A 16,720-nucleotide genomic window follows, 5' to 3' on the forward strand; every position below is an offset into this window, starting at 1 on the left:
CGGTGACGATGGGTTGTACGCCACTTTCTGACAGCCTGGGGAGCATGAAGGGGGCGTCAGCGGTTACGGTGCGTTGAGAAAAGCGTTGCCGTCGGCCGTACTCTGTCCTCGGGTGGGGTCGGTCTGTGCCCGGGGGAACAGACACCGAGACAGGGGCGTTGGGTCGCAGGGACGAGAGTAGGGAGCGCAGTGGCAGGGGCAGCAGCAGGGACGAAGACAACGGCAGGGACCCGTTTGGTGATCGTCGAGTCGCCGAAGAAGGCGCGGATGATCGCCGGCTTCCTGGGGTCCGGGTACGTGGTGGAGTCCAGCTTCGGCCACATCCGCGACCTGCCGAGCGGCGCGGACGAGATCCCGGCGAAGTACAAGGGCCTGCCCTGGGCACGCCTCGGCGTCAACGTCGAGGACCACTTCGACCCGCTGTACGTCGTACCGGCCGACAAGCGGGCGCAGATCCGCAAGCTGAAGGACCTGCTCAAGGGTGCCGACGAGCTCTTCCTGGCGACAGATGAGGACCGCGAGGGCGAGGCGATCGCCTGGCACCTGCTCGAGGAGCTGAAGCCGAAGGTCCCGGTCAAGCGGATGGTCTTCCACGAGATCACGCCGAAGGCGATCCAGGACGCGGTCGGCAACGCCCGCGACATCGACGAGGCCCTGGTCGACGCCCAGGAGGCGCGCCGGATCCTCGACCGGTTGTACGGGTACGAGGTCTCCCCGGTGCTGTGGAAGAAGGTCATGCCGAAGCTGTCGGCGGGCCGGGTGCAGTCGGTCGCGATCCGGATGGTGGTCGACCGGGAGCGCGAGCGGATCGCGTTCCGCAGCGCGTCGTACTGGGATCTCGACGCGACCCTCGACGCCGGTGAGAGCCGGACGCCGCGGCAGTTCCCTTCCCGCCTGGTCTCGGTGGACAGCAAGCGGGTGGCGCAGGGCCGCGACTTCAGCTCGACCGGTGAGCTCAAGGGCGCCAACACCGTCCATCTGAACGAGGAGACCGCGACCGCGCTGGCCGGTGCGCTGCGCGACTCGCAGTTCACCGTCCGGTCGATCGAGTCCAAGCCGTACACCCGCAAGCCGTACGCGCCGTTCCGGACGACCACGCTGCAGCAGGAGGCCGGTCGCAAGCTCGGCATGTCCGCGTCGCAGACGATGCAGGTCGCCCAGCGGCTCTACGAGAACGGCAACATCACCTATATGCGTACCGACAGCGTCACGCTGTCGGAGACCGCGATCACCGCGGCCCGGGCCCAGGTCCGCGAGCTGTACGGCGCGTCGTACCTGCCGGACAAGCCGCGCGTCTACACCTCCAAGGTGAAGAACGCCCAGGAGGCACACGAGGCGATCCGGCCGGCCGGTGAGCACTTCCAGACGCCGGCGCAGACCGGGCTGAGTGGTGCGGAGTTCCGGCTCTACGAGCTGATCTGGATGCGGACGATCGCGTCCCAGATGAAGGACGCAGTCGGGAACAGCGTCTCGATCCGGATCGACGCGACCGCGTCCACCGGCGAGAAGTGCGAGTTCACCTCGTCCGGCCGGGTGATCACGTTCCACGGGTTCCTCAAGGCGTACGTCGAGGGCCAGGACGACCCGTCCGCGGGGACGGACGACCAGGAGACCCGGCTGCCGAACGTCGAGGAGGGCGACGTCCTGCCCGCCATCGAGGTGCTCGCCTCGGGGCACGACACCAAGCCGCCGGCGCGCTACACCGAAGCGACACTGGTCGGCGGGCTGGAGGAGCGCGAGATCGGGCGGCCGTCGACGTACGCCTCGATCATCGGCACGATCCAGGCCCGCGGATACATCTACAAGAAGGGTCAGGCGCTGGTTCCGGCCTGGCTGGCGTTCGCGGTGGTCCGGCTGCTCGAGGAGCACTTCACCCGGCTGGTGGACTACGCGTTCACCGCGACGATGGAGGACGTGCTCGACGAGGTCGCGTCCGGCGACCTGCAACGCGAGGGTGTGCTGGAGCGGTTCTACTTCGGTGACACCGACCTCGAGGGTCTGCACTCGATGGTGAACGACCTGGGCGACATCGACGCCCGGGAGATGTCGACCTTCCCGGTCGGCGGGGACGACAGCGGCATCGTCGTCCGCGTCGGGCGGTACGGGCCGTACGTCGAGGACAAGGACGAGCGGCGCGCGAACGTACCGGAGGACCTGCCGCCGGACGAGCTGACCGTCGACAAGGCGCAGGAGCTGCTGGCGCAGCCGTCGGGTGTCGAGCTCGACCTCGGTACTGCGCCGGACACCGGGCTCCGCGTCGTCGCGAAGGCGGGCCGCTTCGGGCCGTACGTGACCGAGGTACTGCCGGAGGACGCGCCGAAGGGCGCGAAGCCGCGGACCGGGTCGCTGCTGAAGTCGATGACGCTCGAGAACGTCGGCCTCGACGACGCGATGAAGCTGCTGTCGCTGCCGCGGGTGGTCGGCAAGGACCCGGAGTCGGGCGACGAGATCACGGCGCAGAACGGGCGCTACGGGCCGTACCTGAAGAAGGGCACGGACTCACGGTCGCTGGCGACCGAGGAGCAGATGTTCGACATCACGCTCGACGAGGCGCTGAAGATCTACGCCGAGCCAAAGCAGCGTGGACGTCGCGCCGCTGCGCCGCCGCTGAAGGAGCTCGGCGAGGACCCGGAGTCCGGTAAGCCGGTGGTGGTGAAGGAGGGTCGCTTCGGCCCGTACGTCACCGACGGGGAGACGAATGCGACACTCCGCAAGGACGACGCGGTCGAGACGATCTCGCTGCTGCGCGCGGCCGAGTTGCTGGCCGACAAGCGTGCCCGCGGTCCGGTGAAGAAGACCGCGAAGAAGTCCACGGCCAAGAAGACGACCGCGAAGAAGACGACGACCAAGAAGGCCGCCGCCAAGAAGACCACGGCGAAGAAGACGGCCACGAAGAAGACCGCAGCCAAGAAGAGCTGACGGGCTTCTGACGCGCTTCAGCCGCCGAAGCTGCTGAGGCCGTGGATGATGAAGTAGAGCACGAACGCGAAGAACGCGGCGAAGATGATCGCGACCGGCACGGCCACCCACACTGGTGGCCGCCGGGCGCGAACCGCGGCACCGGTGGCCTGGCTGACGATCTCCTTGGCGACGATGCGTCCGCTGCGCCATTTCCCGGTGACGGTTACCTCCTCGCCGTCGACGACCTGGCCCTCCAGAGCCGTCGCACGCAGCTCGACGAGAACGGGCTGCTGCGGATTCCCGACGGAGTCGTGTTGGGTGAGCCGGAAGGTCAGCACTTGGATGGAGCCGTTCTCGGAGCGGCCCTCGGAGCGGTACTGCACGTTCTGCGCGACGCCGCGCAGCTCGGCGGCGCCCCGGCGGGCGACAGCGTTCGACCGGTCACTCATCGCAGTTCCCCAGGTGTGAGACGTAGTACTGGGAAAGTACATTGGTTTGCGTTGGGAACCCCGGATTTCAAGGAGCGCGGATGACGAGTCCAGTCGAGGTCAGCGCGCAGCGGTTGCGGGAGCGGGGCGAGCGCGTGACGCCGGCCCGGCTCGCGGTCGTCGAGGTGCTGGCCGGGACCGAGGAGCACCTGAGCGCGGAGCAGATCGGCGAGCGGGCCGAGCAGCTACGCCCGGGGATCCACCGCGCGACCGTGTACCGGGCGCTCGACGCGCTCGGGGAGTTCGGACTCGTCACGCACGTCCACCTCGGGCGCGCGGGGACGACGTACCACCTGGCCGGCGACCTGGCCCCGCGCCACCTGCACCTGCGCTGCTCGGAGTGCGGCACGGTGTACGACGCTCCCGGCGACGTCCTCGAATCGGCCCGCAAGAAGCTGTCCCGTGAGCTCGGCTTCCATCTCGCGCCCGAGCAGGTGGCGCTCGTCGGGGTGTGTAAGAACTGCCAGGGCTGAGAGCCTCTGTCCATATCTGTTCATCGGTGTGGATTCGTGAACAGAGTTGGCTTAGGGTCGACTCCTGTGACGGACTATGTCGAGGACTTTGCGTCGGGTTTGAACGTGCTGGCGCCGCGGGCGTGGCTGGATGACGACTCCGGGCGGTTGGCGCTCAGCGGGGACTGGAGCTTCCGCCTGTCGCCGACGGTGGCGGATGCGCCGGACGATCTGAAGGACCCGGACACGTCCGGCTGGGACACGATCGCGGTCCCCGGCCACTGGCAGTTGAGTGGGTACGGCGCACCGGCGTACACGAACGTGGTCTATCCGTTCCCGCTCGAGCCGCCGTACGTGCCGACCGACAACCCGACCGGCGACTACGTCCGGACCGTGACGGTGCCGGCGGACTGGGACGGCGCGCGGATCGTGCTGCGGTTCGAGGGCGTGGACTCGCGGTTCGCGGTGTACGTGAACGGGTCGGCGGTCGGTTGGTCGTCGGGGTCGCGGCTGCCGTCGGAGTTCGACGTCACCGAGTTGGTTGCTCCGGGCAAGGATGTGCAGATCGCGGTCCGGGTGCACCAGTGGTCGGTCGGCAGCTATGTCGAGGACCAGGACATGTGGTGGCTGTCCGGGATCTTCCGCGAGGTCAACCTGCTGGCGCTTCGTCCGGACGCGCCGACCGACATCTTCGTCAAGGCTGCGTGGGACCACATCGACGGCGCCGGCACGCTGCTGGTCGAGTCGGATGTGCCGGGCATCGTGAGTGTGCCTGAGCTGCAGTTGGAGCTGCCGACCGGTGAGCACACGCGGGTCGATGGCGTGCAGCCGTGGAGCGCCGAGGTGCCGCGGCTGTACGACGCCGTACTGCGGACGGCGGGCGGCGAGGTGCGGCTGCGGATCGGGTTCCGGACCGTTGCGATCGTCGACGGGATCTTCACGGTCAACGGCAATCGGGTGCTGTTCAACGGCGTCAACCGGCACGAGTTCCACCCGGACCGGGGTCGCACGCTGACCGAGCAGGACATGCTGGACGACGTACTGATCATGAAGCGGGCCGGGATCAACGCGGTCCGCACGAGTCATTACCCGCCGCATCCGCACTTCCTTTCGTTGTGCGACGAGTACGGGTTGTACGTGATCGACGAGTGCGATCTGGAGTCGCACGGGTTCGGGTACGAGCCGCAGCCGCCGAAGCTGCCGAACCCGGTGATGGATCCGCGGTTCCGCGACGATCTGGTCGACCGGATGCGGCGTACGGTCCATCGCGACAAGAACCACCCGTCGATCGTGATCTGGTCGCTCGGCAACGAGTGCGGGACGGGTTCGAACCTGAAGGACATGTACGACGCGGTGAAGGAGCTCGACCCGTCTCGGCCGGTGCACTACGAGCGCGACACCGAGGCGGAGTTCGTCGACATCTACTCGCGGATGTACACGTCGCCGGAGGGGTGTGCGGAGATCGGGGCGGACACCTCGCTCTACCGGAACTTGCCTTTCATTCTTTGTGAGTACGGGCATGCGATGGGGAACGGGCCGGGTGGGTTGCTCGACTACCGCGAGGTGTTCGAGAAGTACCCGCGCTGCCAGGGCGGCTTCATCTGGGAGTTCATCGACCACGGTCTGCGGACGACGATCGACGGACGCGAGGTCTACGCGTACGGCGGGGACTTCGGCGAGACGATCCACGACGGGAACTTCGTCTGCGACGGGCTGCTGTTCCCGGACCGTACGCCGTCGCCGGGTATGCACGAGTACGTGAAGGTGATCGAGCCGCTGCGGATCGTTGCTGATGGCAACCGGGTGGCGATCACCAACCGGTACGAGGTGCTGGACACGAGCCACCTTCAGTTCACGCTGAAGGTCGAAGCCGAGGGTGAGCTGGTCGCCGGCGGCGGGCTGCCGGTTCCTGTGATCGCACCCGGCGAGACCGTGACGGTCGAGCTGCCGCCGGGGGTTGAGGCGCAGCGCGAGCGGTCGGAGAGCTGGCTCACTGTGACCGCCGAACTGAAGGAAGCAACCTCTTGGGCGGACGCGGGCCATCGCGTCGCCTGGGGCCAGATCCGGCTGGACGAGCCGGCTCCCGTTGCTGCCGTTCCTGCTGGTTCACCTGCTGAAGGAACTGTGGGCGTGCAGGGCATCAACATCGTTGATCTGCAGAACATTCGGCTGGATGTTTGGCGGGCGCCGATCGACAACGACGCGATTCCTGGGGTTGCTGCTGCCTGGCGGGAGCAGGGGTTGCACCGGGTGCAGCACCGGGTTGTTTCGCAGGGCGAGCGTGACGGTGCTTGGGAGGTTGTCACCCGGACGGCGCCGCCCGCGCTGCAGTGGGGTCTGCGCAGTACGTGGCGGTGGACGGCTGTCGACAACGGCGTGGTGCTCGAGCTCAGCGTCGTACCGGAAGGTTTGTTCCCGGAGGTGCTGCCGCGGCTCGGCATCACGTTCGAGTTGCCGAAGGTGGAGCGGGTCGAGTGGTTCGGCACCGGCCCCAACGAGGCGTACGTCGACACCCGCGCGGCTGCCGCGGTCGGCAAGTACTCCGCGACAGTCGCCGAGCTGCAGACGCCGTACGTCCGCCCCCAGGAGAACGGCCACCGCATCGACACCCGCTGGGCTCAGCTGGACGGCCTACGCATCGAAGCAGTCAACGAACTCTTCGGCCTGACCGTCCGCGACTGGACCACCCACGCCCTCGAAACGGCCAGCCACACCCCGGACCTGGTCCCCGGCGACACCACCTACGTCACCCTCGACATCGCCCAAACCGGCGTAGGCACAGCCGCCTGCGGCCCAGCCCTCCCCGACCGAGACAAACTAAAAACCGCCCCAGCCACCCTGACCCTCCGCTTCACCACGGCCTGACCTGTTCTCCGCCGCGCCGACAACGGCGCGGCGGAGAACGCAATTCAGCTGGCTCCGGGCGCGGCCGTCGGCAGGCCGATCTCGGCGGCCGCGGTCAGAAGACGCTTGTCGTAGGTGACCAGCGCCGTGAGCTCGATGCCTTCGAGGACGAGTGACTGGGCTGTCGCCAGGTGGATCGCATCGAGGGTTCGGAGCATCGGGTCCGAGTACGCCGCCGCAGTTGCAAGGACGGTGTCGTCGACCGGAACTCGGTCGAGCCTGGCCAGGACCGTCGGCACGGCTGCAAGCCGGGCGGGATCGGATCGCCGCAGTGCACGAGGAACCTCGGTGAGCACCAACGATGATGCGACGAGTTCCTTGTCCTCCTGGCTCGCGAGCCAGGACTCGAGTGCTGCGCTCTCAGCCTCCCGGCGGATCATTTTCACGATCGCTGCCGAGTCGAGGAAGATCACAGACGCTCCTCGCGAAGATCCGAGATGACCTCTGTTGAGTCGACTGACAGATCCGGCTCTCCCGGGGGAAGGACAAGCGGGCCCGGGTCGCTGGCCGGGATCAATCGGCCGCGGCGAATCAGCCCGGCGCGGATGCTGGTGTTGTCGCCGATCGGGACCAGCCGAGCCGCCGGGCGGCCGCTCACGGTGATCTCGAGGGACTCGCCGTTGGCAACCCGCGCCAGCACGGCGCTGGTGTGCTGGTTGAGCTCACGCACGGGGATGCTGTCCATGACTTTAGTGTAGAACGTTGTGTTCTACACCTGCTAGTCAGATCGCGATGGTCGGGCGTGGGGGGATGCGGGTGGCTGGTGGGTGGTAGGCGGACCAGGCCTTGGTCAGGCGGTGGACTGCTTCGGTGAGGGCTGGTTCGGGGGCTCGGAAGTGGAGGCGGAGGTGGGTGTCGCTGGCGCCGGTGACGTCTAGGCCGGCGCCGGGGAGGATGGCTAGGCCGTGGCGTAGGGCGGTTTGGGCGAAGGAGGTGCCGTCGCCGTACGGGAGGCGGACCCACAGGCATTGGCCGCCGGTGACCGTTGGGATGTCCCAGGTGGGGAAGGCGTGCGTGAGGAGCTTGTGCAGGTGGTCGTGGCGGGACTTCAGGGTGTGGTGGAGGTCAGGGCCGTCCAGGAGTGGCAGCAGGTGTACGGCGGCCAGCTGAGTCGGGACGTTGCCGCCCAGGTCGCGTACGGCGCGCAGCCGGGCCAATCGGTTGATGAGGGGTGTGGACGCGCGGATCCAGCCGATGCGCAGGCCGCCCCAGATGCTCTTGCTGAGTGAGCCGATCGAGATGACCGACTCGGAGTACGCCGCCATCGGCGTCGGCAGCTCCTCCCCAGGGAAGCCAAGGTCCGCCGGCACCTCGTCCTCGATCAGCGGGACGCCGGCGCCGGCCAACCGCTGGCGCCTCAACGCGGACAGCACGCAGCCAGTCGGGTTCTGGTACGTCGGGATCACGTACGCAACCGCCGGACGCCGCTCCCGCACCGCCGCCTCGAACCCGTCCAGCCCGACCGGCAGACCACGCAGTACTGCGCCCTCCTCGCGGAACACCTCCAACGCTCCCGGGTACGTCGGCGCCTCGACGAGCACCTGGTCGCCGGGCGACACCAGAGCATGCGCCAGCAACGACAGGGCTTGCTGACCGCCGTTCGTGACCATGATCTGCTCGAAGGACGTCCGTACGCCGCGAGCCGTGTACCGCGCGGCCAGCGCCTTCCGCAACGCCGGGTGACCGTACGGGTAGTAGCCGATGTCGTTGCTGATCCGGCTGAGCTGCGGCGCGATCTCCACGAACGCCTCGGCAAGCTGCGGCGGCGGATCGCCGGGCGCGGCGCAGATGGCGAGCAGTACGTCGTCGTCGCGCGCCTCCAGCGAGTCCAGGAAGATCGGGTCGACCGGAGCGTCCTCGACAACACCTGCAGTCGGTACGCCGGCCACGCGCGTGCCGCTGCCCTGCCGTCGCATGATCCGCCCCTCGGCGCGGAGCAGGTCGTACGCGGCGACCACCGTCGTACGACCGACAGCCAGCGCACCGGCGAGCGCACGGTCCGGCGGCAGGACCGCACCCGGTGGCAGTTCGCCGTCGTCGATCAGGTGGCGGAGGCGGGCCGCGAGCAGCAAGTACAGCGGGCCGCGGCCGGACGACCAGCGGCCCAACCGGTCAACAACCTCGATTGGTCTCATCTGCGAACCAATTCTGCCGGATTGGCTCTGGGGTCGCCAGTGGAAGCCCAGAACGATGGCGTTATGGCCACCTTCCCGCGCAACGAGATCATGTCCCTGACCGCCGAGCAGGCCCAGCACGAGCTGGGCGAGAGTTACGGGCCGGACCTCCGGCTGGCCGATGTGCTGACGCCGGACCTGGCGGAGCTCGAGCTCGGCTACGGCAAGGCGGCCGGCGATCCCCGGCTGCGGAGCGCGATCGCCGAGCGGCACGGCGTACAACCGGATCAGGTCGTCGTCACCGTGGGCGGGATGCACGGGATCTTCCTGCTCTCCTACTTGCTGGTGGAGCGCGGCGAGCAGGTCGTGACGACGGCGCCGTTGTTCCCGATGACGCGCAACATCTATGAGTCGCTCGGCGCCGATGTGCGCGTGATTCCTTTGTCCTTTGACGACGGCTATCGCGTGACCGCGGACGCCGTACGGGCGCAGCTGACGGCGGACACGAAGCTGGTCAGTCTGACGACTCCGCAGAACCCGTCAGGTGTTGCCGTATCGCTGGAAACCCTGCAAGAGATCGTGATTGCGATGGATGCGGTCTGCCCGGACGCGTGTCTGATGGTCGACGAGACGTATCGGGTCGCGGCGTACGGCGATGATCCGGTCGCGCCGACTGCCGTGTCGCTCGGCTCCAAGGTGGTGTCGGTTGCGTCGTTGTCGAAGTGTCATGGGGCTGCGGGGCTGCGGATCGGGTGGGTGATCTCGACGGATGCCGGGCTGGTGGAGCGGCTGACCACGGCGAAGTTCAGCACAGTTGTTTCGGCGTCGCCCGTCACCGAGGCGCTGGCTGTGCGGGTGTTCGAGCAGGAGGACGAGATTCTCGGCGTACGACGGCGCTGGTTGGAGGAGAATCTGCTGATCACCCAGGAATGGGTGAAGGAGAACAGCGACGTTGTCGAGTGGGTCCGGCCGGACGCGGGCGCGTTGTGTGTGGTGCGGCTCAAGCCGGGTGTGGATCTGGAGCGGTTCCGGCCGGCGGCTGCGGAACGCGGGGTGCGGCTGGCGGACGGGGACTGGTTCGGGGATGAGGAGCGGGTGTTCCGGCTCGGGTTCGGGTATCTGGCAGCGGGTGAGCTCAAGGCGGCGCTGGATGCGCTGCGTGAGGCTGTCCATGCCGCCCACTAGTCTTTAGGCGTGCCGGAGGCTTACGACCCGCTGACCGATCCTGCACCGGCGCATGATGTGCGCGCGGTGTTGCGGATCCGCGCGTTCCGGCGGCTGTGGATCGCGTTCGGGCTGTCGAGTCTCGGCGACTGGATCGGGTTGCTGGCGCTGACCGCGATGGCGAAGTCGTTCGCCGGCGACAACTACCAGGCGGCGAACTTCGCGATCGGCGGCGTGCTGTTCCTGCGCGTCCTGCCCGCGCTGGTGATGGGTCCGGTGGCCGGCTGGATCGCGGACCGGCTCGACCGACGCTGGACGATGATCCTCGGCGACCTGATCCGGGCCGCGTTCTTCGTCACGATCCCGATCGTCGGCACGCTGACCTGGCTGCTGGTCGCGACCGTGCTGATCGAGATCGTCAGCCTGATCTGGGGTCCGGCCAAGGACGCCTCGGTGCCGAACCTGATTCCGCGGCACCGGCTCGAGGCGGCCAACCAGATCAGCCTGATCACGACGTACGGCACGGCTCTTCCGGCGGCGGCGATCTTCACCGCGATCACGCTGGTCACGCGCTGGGCCGGCGACTTCTCCATAGATCTTGCTGTGTACGTGAACGCCGCGACATTCGCCATCTCCGCGCTCGCGATCGTGTCGGTCGCCGAGATCGGCCGCGCGGTCCACGACCACGAGGACCATCCGACGCTCTGGCGGACCATGGTCGAGGGCTGGTCCTACGTCACCGGTACGCCGGTGGTCCGCGGTCTCGTGGTCGGGATCTCGGGTGCGTTCGCAGCGGGTGCGGTCGTGGTCGGACTGGGCCGCACGTACGTCGAGGATCTCGGCGCGGGCGATCCGGGGTACGGCGTGCTGTTCGGGGCTGTGTTCGGCGGTCTCGCGTTGGGCATGGGGTTTGCGCCGCGGATCTTCTCGGGGCTGTCGCGGCGACGGTTGTTCGCGGCCGGGCTGGTCGGGTCGGGCATCTGCCTGGCCGGGCTGGCGTTGATCCAGCAGATCGAGATCGCGACGATGATCGCGATCCTGCTCGGGTTCTGTGCGGGTGGCTCGTGGGTTTCCGGGTACACGTTGCTCGGCCTCGAGGTGCCGGATGCCGTTCGCGGGCGGACGTTCGCGTTCGTGCAGTCCGCCGTGCGCACGGTGCTTGCGGTCACGTTGGCGATCGCGCCGTTCGCTGCTGGTGCGATCGGGCGGCACACGTGGACGATCCGCGGCCATTCGGCGACGTACAACGGTGCTTCGATGACGATGCTCGCGGCCGCGATCCTGGCCGGGGTGATCGGCCTGCTCGCCTGGCGGCAGATGGACGACCGGCCGGGTGTGCCGTTCTGGCGCGACGTACGGAAGAGTTTCGGCAAGACCCGTGGTGACTACCCGACAACCGGTCTGTTCATCGCGATCGAGGGCGGCGACGGGGCCGGCAAGTCGACGCAGTCCGCGCTGCTGGTGAAATGGCTGGAAGAGCAAGGACAACAGGTCCTGCTGACTCGTGAGCCTGGCGCGACTGAGCTCGGGAAGACCTTGCGGCAGATCGTCCTCGACCCGGCGACCGGCGACATCTCGCACCGGACCGAGGCGCTGCTGTACGCCGCCGACAAGGCCGAGCACGTCGACTCCGTGATCAAGCCCGCGCTGAAGGCCGGGGCGGTCGTGATCACCGACCGGTACGTCGACTCCGCGCTGGCGTACCAGGGCTCCGGGCGCGACCTGGATGTGTCCGATGTCGAGCGGGTGAACCGCTGGGCCACCGATGATCTCCGGCCGAACCTGACGATCCTGCTCGATCTGCCGCCGAAGCGCGGTCTCGGCCGGTTCGAGGAGCGGGACCGGATCGAGGCGCAGTCCGACGAGTTCCACGAGCGGGTGCGGCACGCGTTCCTCGAGCTGGCGGCAGCGGAGCCGCAGTACTACCTGGTCATCGACGCATCCCAGGACCGCGAGGACATCGCCAAGCAGATCCGCGCGCGTCTCCAGCCGATCCTCCCGAAGGTGGGCCTATGAGTGTCTGGGACGACCTGGTCGGACAGGAGCCGGCAGTCGCCGTACTGCAGAAGGCCGTCGCCGGCGCCGCCGCCGTACTGCGTGGTGAGAAGGGTGCCGCGGTCGCCGGGATGACGCACGCCTGGCTGATCACCGGCCCGCCTGGATCGGGCCGGTCGAACGCGGGCCGAGCATTCGCGGCTGCGTTGCAATGCGCCGACCAGGGCTGCGGCGTGTGCAACGACTGCCGCACGACGCTCAGCGGGGCGCATCCCGACGTGTCGTTGATCCGCACCGAGCTGCTGTCGATCCGGGTCAGCGAGGTCCGTGAACTGGTCCGCCGCGCCGCGATGAGCCCGACGCAGGGGCGGTGGCAGGTGATGGTGGTCGAGGATGCGGACCGCCTGACCGAGCAGGCCGCGGACGCGTTGCTGAAGAGCATCGAGGAGCCGGCGCCGCGGACCGTCTGGGTGCTGTGCGCGCCGACGGTCGAGGACGTCGTACCGACGATTCGTTCGCGCTGCCGCCTGCTGGTGCTGCGTACGCCGCCGGTCGCCGCGGTCGCGGAGATGCTCAGCCGGAAGCTCGACGTGGATCAGGATCTGGCCTGGTTCGCGGCGCGGGCTGCCCAGGGGCATATCGGCCGGGCGCGGGCTCTGGCTCGTGACGAAGAGGTGCGCGAGCGGCGGAACAAGGTGCTCGAGGTCCCGTTCGCGTTGCGTGACCTCGGGGCGTGCTTGAAGGCGGCGCAGCAGCTGGTCGACGCCGCCAAGGTCGAGGCCAAGGCCAGCGCCGAGAAGGTCGACGAGAAGGAGCGGGCCGCGCTCGAGCAGGCGCTCGGGGTCGGCACGAAGGGCGCCAAACCGCGCGAGGCGAACGCCGCGCTGAAGGAGCTCGAAGACCAGCAGAAGGCACGCGCCAAACGCTGGGAACGCGATGTACTCGACCGCTCACTCGTAGATCTGATGGCGCTGTACCGGGACGTGCTCGTGGTGCAGACGCGGTCGGGCAGCGAGCTGATCAACGCGGAGCTGCATCGCAACATCGAGCAGCTCGCGGGGCGGACGACTCCCGAGCAGACGGTACGCCGGATCGACGCGATCGGGATGTGCCGCGAGGCGATCGAGGCGAACGTCGCACCGCTCGTCGCGCTGGAGGCGATGACGGTCTCGTTGTTCGAGGGACGCAACGACGGGTTCACGATTCCGCGCCGGGTACTGCGCTGAGGCATTAGTCACGTTCCGGGGTCCACGTCCGATAACTGGGCGGATGGTGTAACACCGAGACCGGCGGGTCCGATGACTGGGTGTCCGGGTGAAGCAGACCGCTCGGCACATTTCTGCGCGAACGGACACCGATGAACCAGCCGCCCTCCGAGATCCAGCCTGTGCGGCAGCCGTTGCCGTCGGCTGAGTCATGGCTCGAGGGCGTCCCGACTCCGGCCCAGCAGAAGCAGGACGGGTACGCCGTCGCGGCACTCGCGACCAGCCTGCCCGGGCTCGTGCCGATCGCCGTCGTACTGGCCGCGATCGCGTTGCGCCGGATCAAACGGACCGGTGGCCGCGGGAAACGGCTCGCGTACGGCGCGTTGCTGGTGTCGCTGTGCTGGGTGATCGCGACAGCGGTCGCGGTGACGCTCAACCTGGTCGGTGAGCACCGGGCCGGGATCGGCCGGACGGTGTCGATCTCGCAGGTCGCCGTCGGCCGCTGCTTCGACGCGGACCTGGACGCCGATGCGCTGAAGCTGGTGACGATCGCGGACTGCGCCGCGCCGCACACCGGGGAGGCGTACGCGAAGGTGCGCGCGGGGCTGGTGGGGCTGTCCGTGGCGCAGACCGGGACGGTGGCGACGCAGCAGTGCGCTGGGGCGTTCGTCGAGTTCGTGGGGAAGCCGTACGAGCGGTCCGAGCTGGACATGTACTACGTCGTATTGGAAAATCGTGACGTTGCTGACGGCAACGTCCTGTGTCTGGTCGGGATGCCGGGGACCAAGCTGACGGGTACGATGCGCGGATCACAGCGGTAATGCCCGCGGGGGAGCAGTGGGGATAGCGTGACTCAGCCACCGTACGATCCAGAACGTCCACAGGACCGGCCACACGACGAGCCCCAGGACGCCACCCAGTCGTTCCCTACACAGGACCCGACCCAGGTGTTCCCGACGCAGGATCCGACGCGAGTCTTTCCGGCGCAGGATCCGGGCCAGGGGTTCCCGGCGGCGGGGTCGACGCGGGCGTTTCCGACGTACGGGCGGCCGGAGCAGGCGCATCCGCAACAGACGGGTTCGTCGCCTTGGGCGGCTCCTGGGCATCCGCAGCCTGCTCCCGGGCAACCGCAGTACGGGCAAACCGCCTACGGGCAGACGGCTTATGGGCCGGCGCCACAGGGGCAACAGGGTTATGGGCAGCCGTCTTATGGGCAGCAGCCGCCGTCGTACGGGCAGGGATACGGTCCTGGGCAGTATCCGCCGCAGTACGGGCAGGCACCGGCGCCGTACGGGTATGGGTACGGCTACTCGGGGTCGGGCGGGACAAACGGGCTCGCGGCCGCGGCGCTGGCGACCGGGATCGGCGGGATCTTCATCGGCATCTCCGCGCCGGTCGCGATCGGGCTCGGCATCGCCGCGCTCGTCCAGATCAACCGCCGCCAGCAGGCCGGCAAGGGCATGGCGATCGCCGGGCTGGTGATCGGCTCGCTCGTGACGATCGGGTACGTGCTCGTGATCGGGCTCGTGATCGCGTTCGGTTCGTCGGTCAACGAGGGCTACAACTCACCCGAACCGGTCTCGTCGTACTCCGCCGGTCCGACAACCAGCGTCGACGATCTCGCTGTCGGTGAATGCTTCAACGACGGCACCGAAGAGGACGAGGTCGTGCGCCAACCGTGCACGCTCGCCCACGACGGCGAGGTCATCGCCGACGTCACCCTCCCCGAAGGCCCGTACCCCGGCGACAACGGCGTCGACAAAGCCGCCGACCGCGCCTGCACCCCGACCTTCACCAGCTACGTCGGCAAATCCCCCGACGACTCCGAGCTGGACCTCTCCTACTGGACCCCCACCAGATCCCTCTGGGAAGACGACGACCGCCTCGTAGTCTGCGCCGCCTACGGCCCCGACCACGACAAACTAACCAGCACAGTAAAAAACAGCCACCGCTAACACGCAGTCGAGCCGGAGACGTTAGGTCTCCGGCTCGGCTGATGTCCGGTCAGGGAGTGGCTGGGACGACGATGTGCTTGGCGTCGGCCATGTAGCGGCCGGCGGCAGCGGAGGACTCGTCCGGGGTGCTGCCAGCCTCGCGTGCCACCATGTAGGCCGCGTACCAGTCCCACCAGTCGTGCTGCGGGGCGACTGCCTCGAAGCGGCCGTGGTGCAGGGCGGTCTCCTGCAAGAGATGGGTCATGGCTGTGACGTCCATGGTCAGACCCTCCCCGGGATGCGTTCGGTGACTTCCTGTAGGACCCACTGGTTGCCGTCCGGGTCCGAGAACGCTGCGTGGCTCACGTACGAGCGGCCCTCGGGATCTCGGCCGGGCTCGGGCGCCTGTCCCGGGCGTGCGTGCCAGATCTCGCCGATCTCGTTGCCGCGATCGACCAGCTCCGCGCGCGCTGCCTCGATGTTCGTGACGACCAGCAGTAGGCGCTGCAGCCGGTCCGCGCCGGCTGGGGCGAACTGGATCGACGCCGGTGAGCCGGGCGGAGTGAACTGGATGCGGCGACTCCCGGCGACCGTGATGTCGATGTCGAGACGCCAGCCGAGGCGTTGGTAGAAGGCCTTCGCGCGGTCGAAGTCGGTGACCGGGAGCGGCGTGGCTTCGAACCTCATTGGGACGGTCGCGAGGTCCTGACCTTCGGGCGGGGACGGAACGGTGAACTGGGTGGTGCTCATGACAACTCCTTGATGTTGTGGTTGGTGATGGAGGATCCGCGCCGTACGAGCATCACGATCGACGCGACGCCGACCCAGGCCCAGAACGGCGTGATGTTGACGTAGACCACGTCGAAGAGCAGGGCGATCGAGGCCACGATCCCCAGCCAGGCAAGCCATTTCGGGAACACGGCGGTGCGGAAGATCACCACGGCGGCGGCCAGAATGACGAGGATCCCGGAGAATCCACCGCCGAGCAGCAGGGCCAATCGACCCAACGGAGGCAGCACGCGGACCAGGTCGACATCGGTCACGGACGCTCCGCGCAATGCGATGGCGTACGGAATGGCGGCGTACGCCGCGGCAGCGCCCATCCAGACTGCGCTGAAGGCCACACCGGCGCCGAACGCGATGTTCGAAACGGTGCCCTGTCCGCCTTCAGCTCTTCGCAGTTCGTTGCGCAATCGGACCAGGAACCCCAGGAACGCAAGCGCGCCGAGGACCCAGAGGTACGCGCCGATCAGGTTGGTGGTGTGACGACCGGCGTCGGCGAGGTAGGCGGTGATCTCCTGCGCCGGTGCGTCCGGAAGCGGCACATCGCCGATCAGCATGCTGCCGACGACCATCAGTACGACGAACGCGAGGCCGGCGATCGGCCCGGAACGCCCGAACCGGCTCAATGCCGTTGCCTGGTTCGACTCTGCCGAACTGGCCTTAATGTAGGTATCCATGATGTCCCTCCAAGGGGCTCGTTGTTCAGGAGGACCACCGTGGCGCGTTGGTCGCTGGGTCGAGCCAGGCACGCTGCCTGGTCGGTGGTGACTGGCGGGCACA

15 protein-coding genes are annotated in these 16,720 nt (G+C 68.2%); 8 read left to right on the forward strand and 7 right to left on the reverse strand.

From position 1 onward, the window contains the following. Positions 1-237: 237 nt before the first annotated feature. Complete coding sequence (topA, locus tag FDA38_RS01125) at positions 238-2,919, forward strand: type I DNA topoisomerase (RefSeq protein ID WP_137252200.1); 2,682 nt, start codon at positions 238-240, stop codon at positions 2,917-2,919. Positions 2,920-2,936: 17 nt separating this feature from the next. Here the strand turns inward: topA and FDA38_RS01130 are convergent, their stop codons facing one another. Next, on the reverse strand, positions 2,937-3,350 hold the full coding sequence (locus FDA38_RS01130) for a hypothetical protein (RefSeq protein WP_137252201.1): 414 nt from the start codon (positions 3,348-3,350) through the stop codon (positions 2,937-2,939). Between the two features lie 80 nt (positions 3,351-3,430). On the opposite strand from FDA38_RS01130, the gene FDA38_RS01135 reads away from it, so the two are divergent. Beyond that, positions 3,431-3,862 (forward strand): Fur family transcriptional regulator, encoded by a 432-nt coding sequence (locus FDA38_RS01135; RefSeq protein ID WP_137252202.1) that lies wholly within the window; start codon positions 3,431-3,433, stop codon positions 3,860-3,862. 66 nt (positions 3,863-3,928) lie between these two features. Continuing rightward, complete coding sequence (locus FDA38_RS01140; protein ID WP_233714454.1) at positions 3,929-6,706, forward strand: glycoside hydrolase family 2 TIM barrel-domain containing protein; 2,778 nt, start codon at positions 3,929-3,931, stop codon at positions 6,704-6,706. Positions 6,707-6,750: 44 nt separating this feature from the next. Here the strand turns inward: FDA38_RS01140 and FDA38_RS01145 are convergent, their stop codons facing one another. Genes FDA38_RS01145 through FDA38_RS01155 form a run of 3 tightly spaced genes read right to left on the reverse strand, consistent with a single transcriptional unit; the run spans position 6,751 to position 8,880 of the window. Further along, positions 6,751-7,158, reverse strand: a complete 408-nt coding sequence (locus FDA38_RS01145) for a type II toxin-antitoxin system VapC family toxin (RefSeq protein WP_137252204.1) — start codon at positions 7,156-7,158, stop codon at positions 6,751-6,753. Beyond that, entirely contained in the window at positions 7,155-7,430 is a 276-nt protein-coding gene (locus FDA38_RS01150) for a type II toxin-antitoxin system Phd/YefM family antitoxin (protein ID WP_137252205.1), read from the reverse strand. Before FDA38_RS01150 ends, FDA38_RS01145 begins: the two co-directional genes overlap by 4 nt. A 37-nt stretch (positions 7,431-7,467) precedes the next feature. Further along, positions 7,468-8,880: an aminotransferase-like domain-containing protein gene (locus tag FDA38_RS01155; protein ID WP_137252206.1), complete on the reverse strand. Its 1,413-nt coding sequence runs from the start codon at positions 8,878-8,880 to the stop codon at positions 7,468-7,470. A gap of 63 nt (positions 8,881-8,943) precedes the next feature. Between FDA38_RS01155 and FDA38_RS01160 the strand changes: the two genes are divergently transcribed. From FDA38_RS01160 to FDA38_RS01180, 5 genes are all read left to right on the forward strand, one after another. Beyond that, the gene (locus FDA38_RS01160) at positions 8,944-10,044 is read left to right on the forward strand and encodes a pyridoxal phosphate-dependent aminotransferase (RefSeq protein WP_137252207.1); all 1,101 of its coding nucleotides are present in this window, start codon (positions 8,944-8,946) and stop codon (positions 10,042-10,044) included. Between the two features lie 9 nt (positions 10,045-10,053). Beyond that, on the forward strand, positions 10,054-12,039 hold the full coding sequence (tmk, locus tag FDA38_RS01165) for a dTMP kinase (protein WP_137252208.1): 1,986 nt from the start codon (positions 10,054-10,056) through the stop codon (positions 12,037-12,039). Next, positions 12,036-13,244 carry a DNA polymerase III subunit delta' gene (locus tag FDA38_RS01170; protein WP_137252209.1) on the forward strand — a complete coding sequence of 403 codons (1,209 nt, stop codon included), beginning with the start codon at positions 12,036-12,038 and terminating at the stop codon, positions 13,242-13,244. The genes tmk and FDA38_RS01170 overlap by 4 nt, the downstream gene beginning before the upstream one ends. Before the next feature lie 131 nt (positions 13,245-13,375). Beyond that, positions 13,376-14,044, forward strand: coding sequence for a DUF4190 domain-containing protein (locus FDA38_RS01175; RefSeq protein ID WP_137252210.1), 669 nt, complete (start codon positions 13,376-13,378; stop codon positions 14,042-14,044). A 126-nt stretch (positions 14,045-14,170) separates the two neighbouring features. Continuing rightward, positions 14,171-15,178, forward strand: a complete 1,008-nt coding sequence (locus FDA38_RS01180; RefSeq protein ID WP_170989544.1) for a DUF4190 domain-containing protein — start codon at positions 14,171-14,173, stop codon at positions 15,176-15,178. A 49-nt stretch (positions 15,179-15,227) separates the two neighbouring features. Here FDA38_RS01180 and FDA38_RS01185 read toward each other — a convergent pair whose 3' ends face one another. From FDA38_RS01185 to FDA38_RS01195, 3 genes are read right to left on the reverse strand one after another with little or no spacing between them, the layout of a single operon-like run. Further along, positions 15,228-15,437 carry a bleomycin resistance protein gene (locus FDA38_RS01185; RefSeq protein ID WP_137252212.1) on the reverse strand — a complete coding sequence of 70 codons (210 nt, stop codon included), beginning with the start codon at positions 15,435-15,437 and terminating at the stop codon, positions 15,228-15,230. Positions 15,438-15,439: 2 nt separating this feature from the next. Further along, positions 15,440-15,907, reverse strand: a complete 468-nt coding sequence (locus tag FDA38_RS01190; protein ID WP_233714455.1) for a VOC family protein — start codon at positions 15,905-15,907, stop codon at positions 15,440-15,442. Further along, positions 15,904-16,617: a hypothetical protein gene (locus tag FDA38_RS01195; RefSeq protein WP_137252213.1), complete on the reverse strand. Its 714-nt coding sequence runs from the start codon at positions 16,615-16,617 to the stop codon at positions 15,904-15,906. The genes FDA38_RS01190 and FDA38_RS01195 overlap by 4 nt, the downstream gene beginning before the upstream one ends. Between the last annotated feature and the right edge of the window lie 103 nt (positions 16,618-16,720).

Source organism: Kribbella jiaozuonensis, assembly GCF_005233875.1.
Taxonomy (GTDB): Bacteria; Actinomycetota; Actinomycetes; order Propionibacteriales; family Kribbellaceae; genus Kribbella; species Kribbella jiaozuonensis.

Excerpts from the sequence above, each read along its gene's own strand:
- FDA38_RS01175 (WP_137252210.1), top strand. The coding sequence starts at position 13,376 with ATGAACCAGCCGCCCTCCGAGATCCAGCCTGTGCGGCAGCCGTTGCCG.
- FDA38_RS01155 (WP_137252206.1), bottom strand. The coding sequence starts at position 8,880 with ATGAGACCAATCGAGGTTGTTGACCGGTTGGGCCGCTGGTCGTCCGGC.
- FDA38_RS01170 (WP_137252209.1), top strand. The coding sequence starts at position 12,036 with ATGAGTGTCTGGGACGACCTGGTCGGACAGGAGCCGGCAGTCGCCGTA.
- FDA38_RS01190 (WP_233714455.1), bottom strand. The coding sequence starts at position 15,907 with ATGAGCACCACCCAGTTCACCGTTCCGTCCCCGCCCGAAGGTCAGGAC.
- FDA38_RS01150 (WP_137252205.1), bottom strand. The coding sequence starts at position 7,430 with ATGGACAGCATCCCCGTGCGTGAGCTCAACCAGCACACCAGCGCCGTG.
- FDA38_RS01160 (WP_137252207.1), top strand. The coding sequence starts at position 8,944 with ATGGCCACCTTCCCGCGCAACGAGATCATGTCCCTGACCGCCGAGCAG.
- FDA38_RS01130 (WP_137252201.1), bottom strand. The coding sequence starts at position 3,350 with ATGAGTGACCGGTCGAACGCTGTCGCCCGCCGGGGCGCCGCCGAGCTG.
- FDA38_RS01135 (WP_137252202.1), top strand. The coding sequence starts at position 3,431 with ATGACGAGTCCAGTCGAGGTCAGCGCGCAGCGGTTGCGGGAGCGGGGC.
- FDA38_RS01185 (WP_137252212.1), bottom strand. The coding sequence starts at position 15,437 with ATGGACGTCACAGCCATGACCCATCTCTTGCAGGAGACCGCCCTGCAC.
- FDA38_RS01195 (WP_137252213.1), bottom strand. The coding sequence starts at position 16,617 with ATGGATACCTACATTAAGGCCAGTTCGGCAGAGTCGAACCAGGCAACG.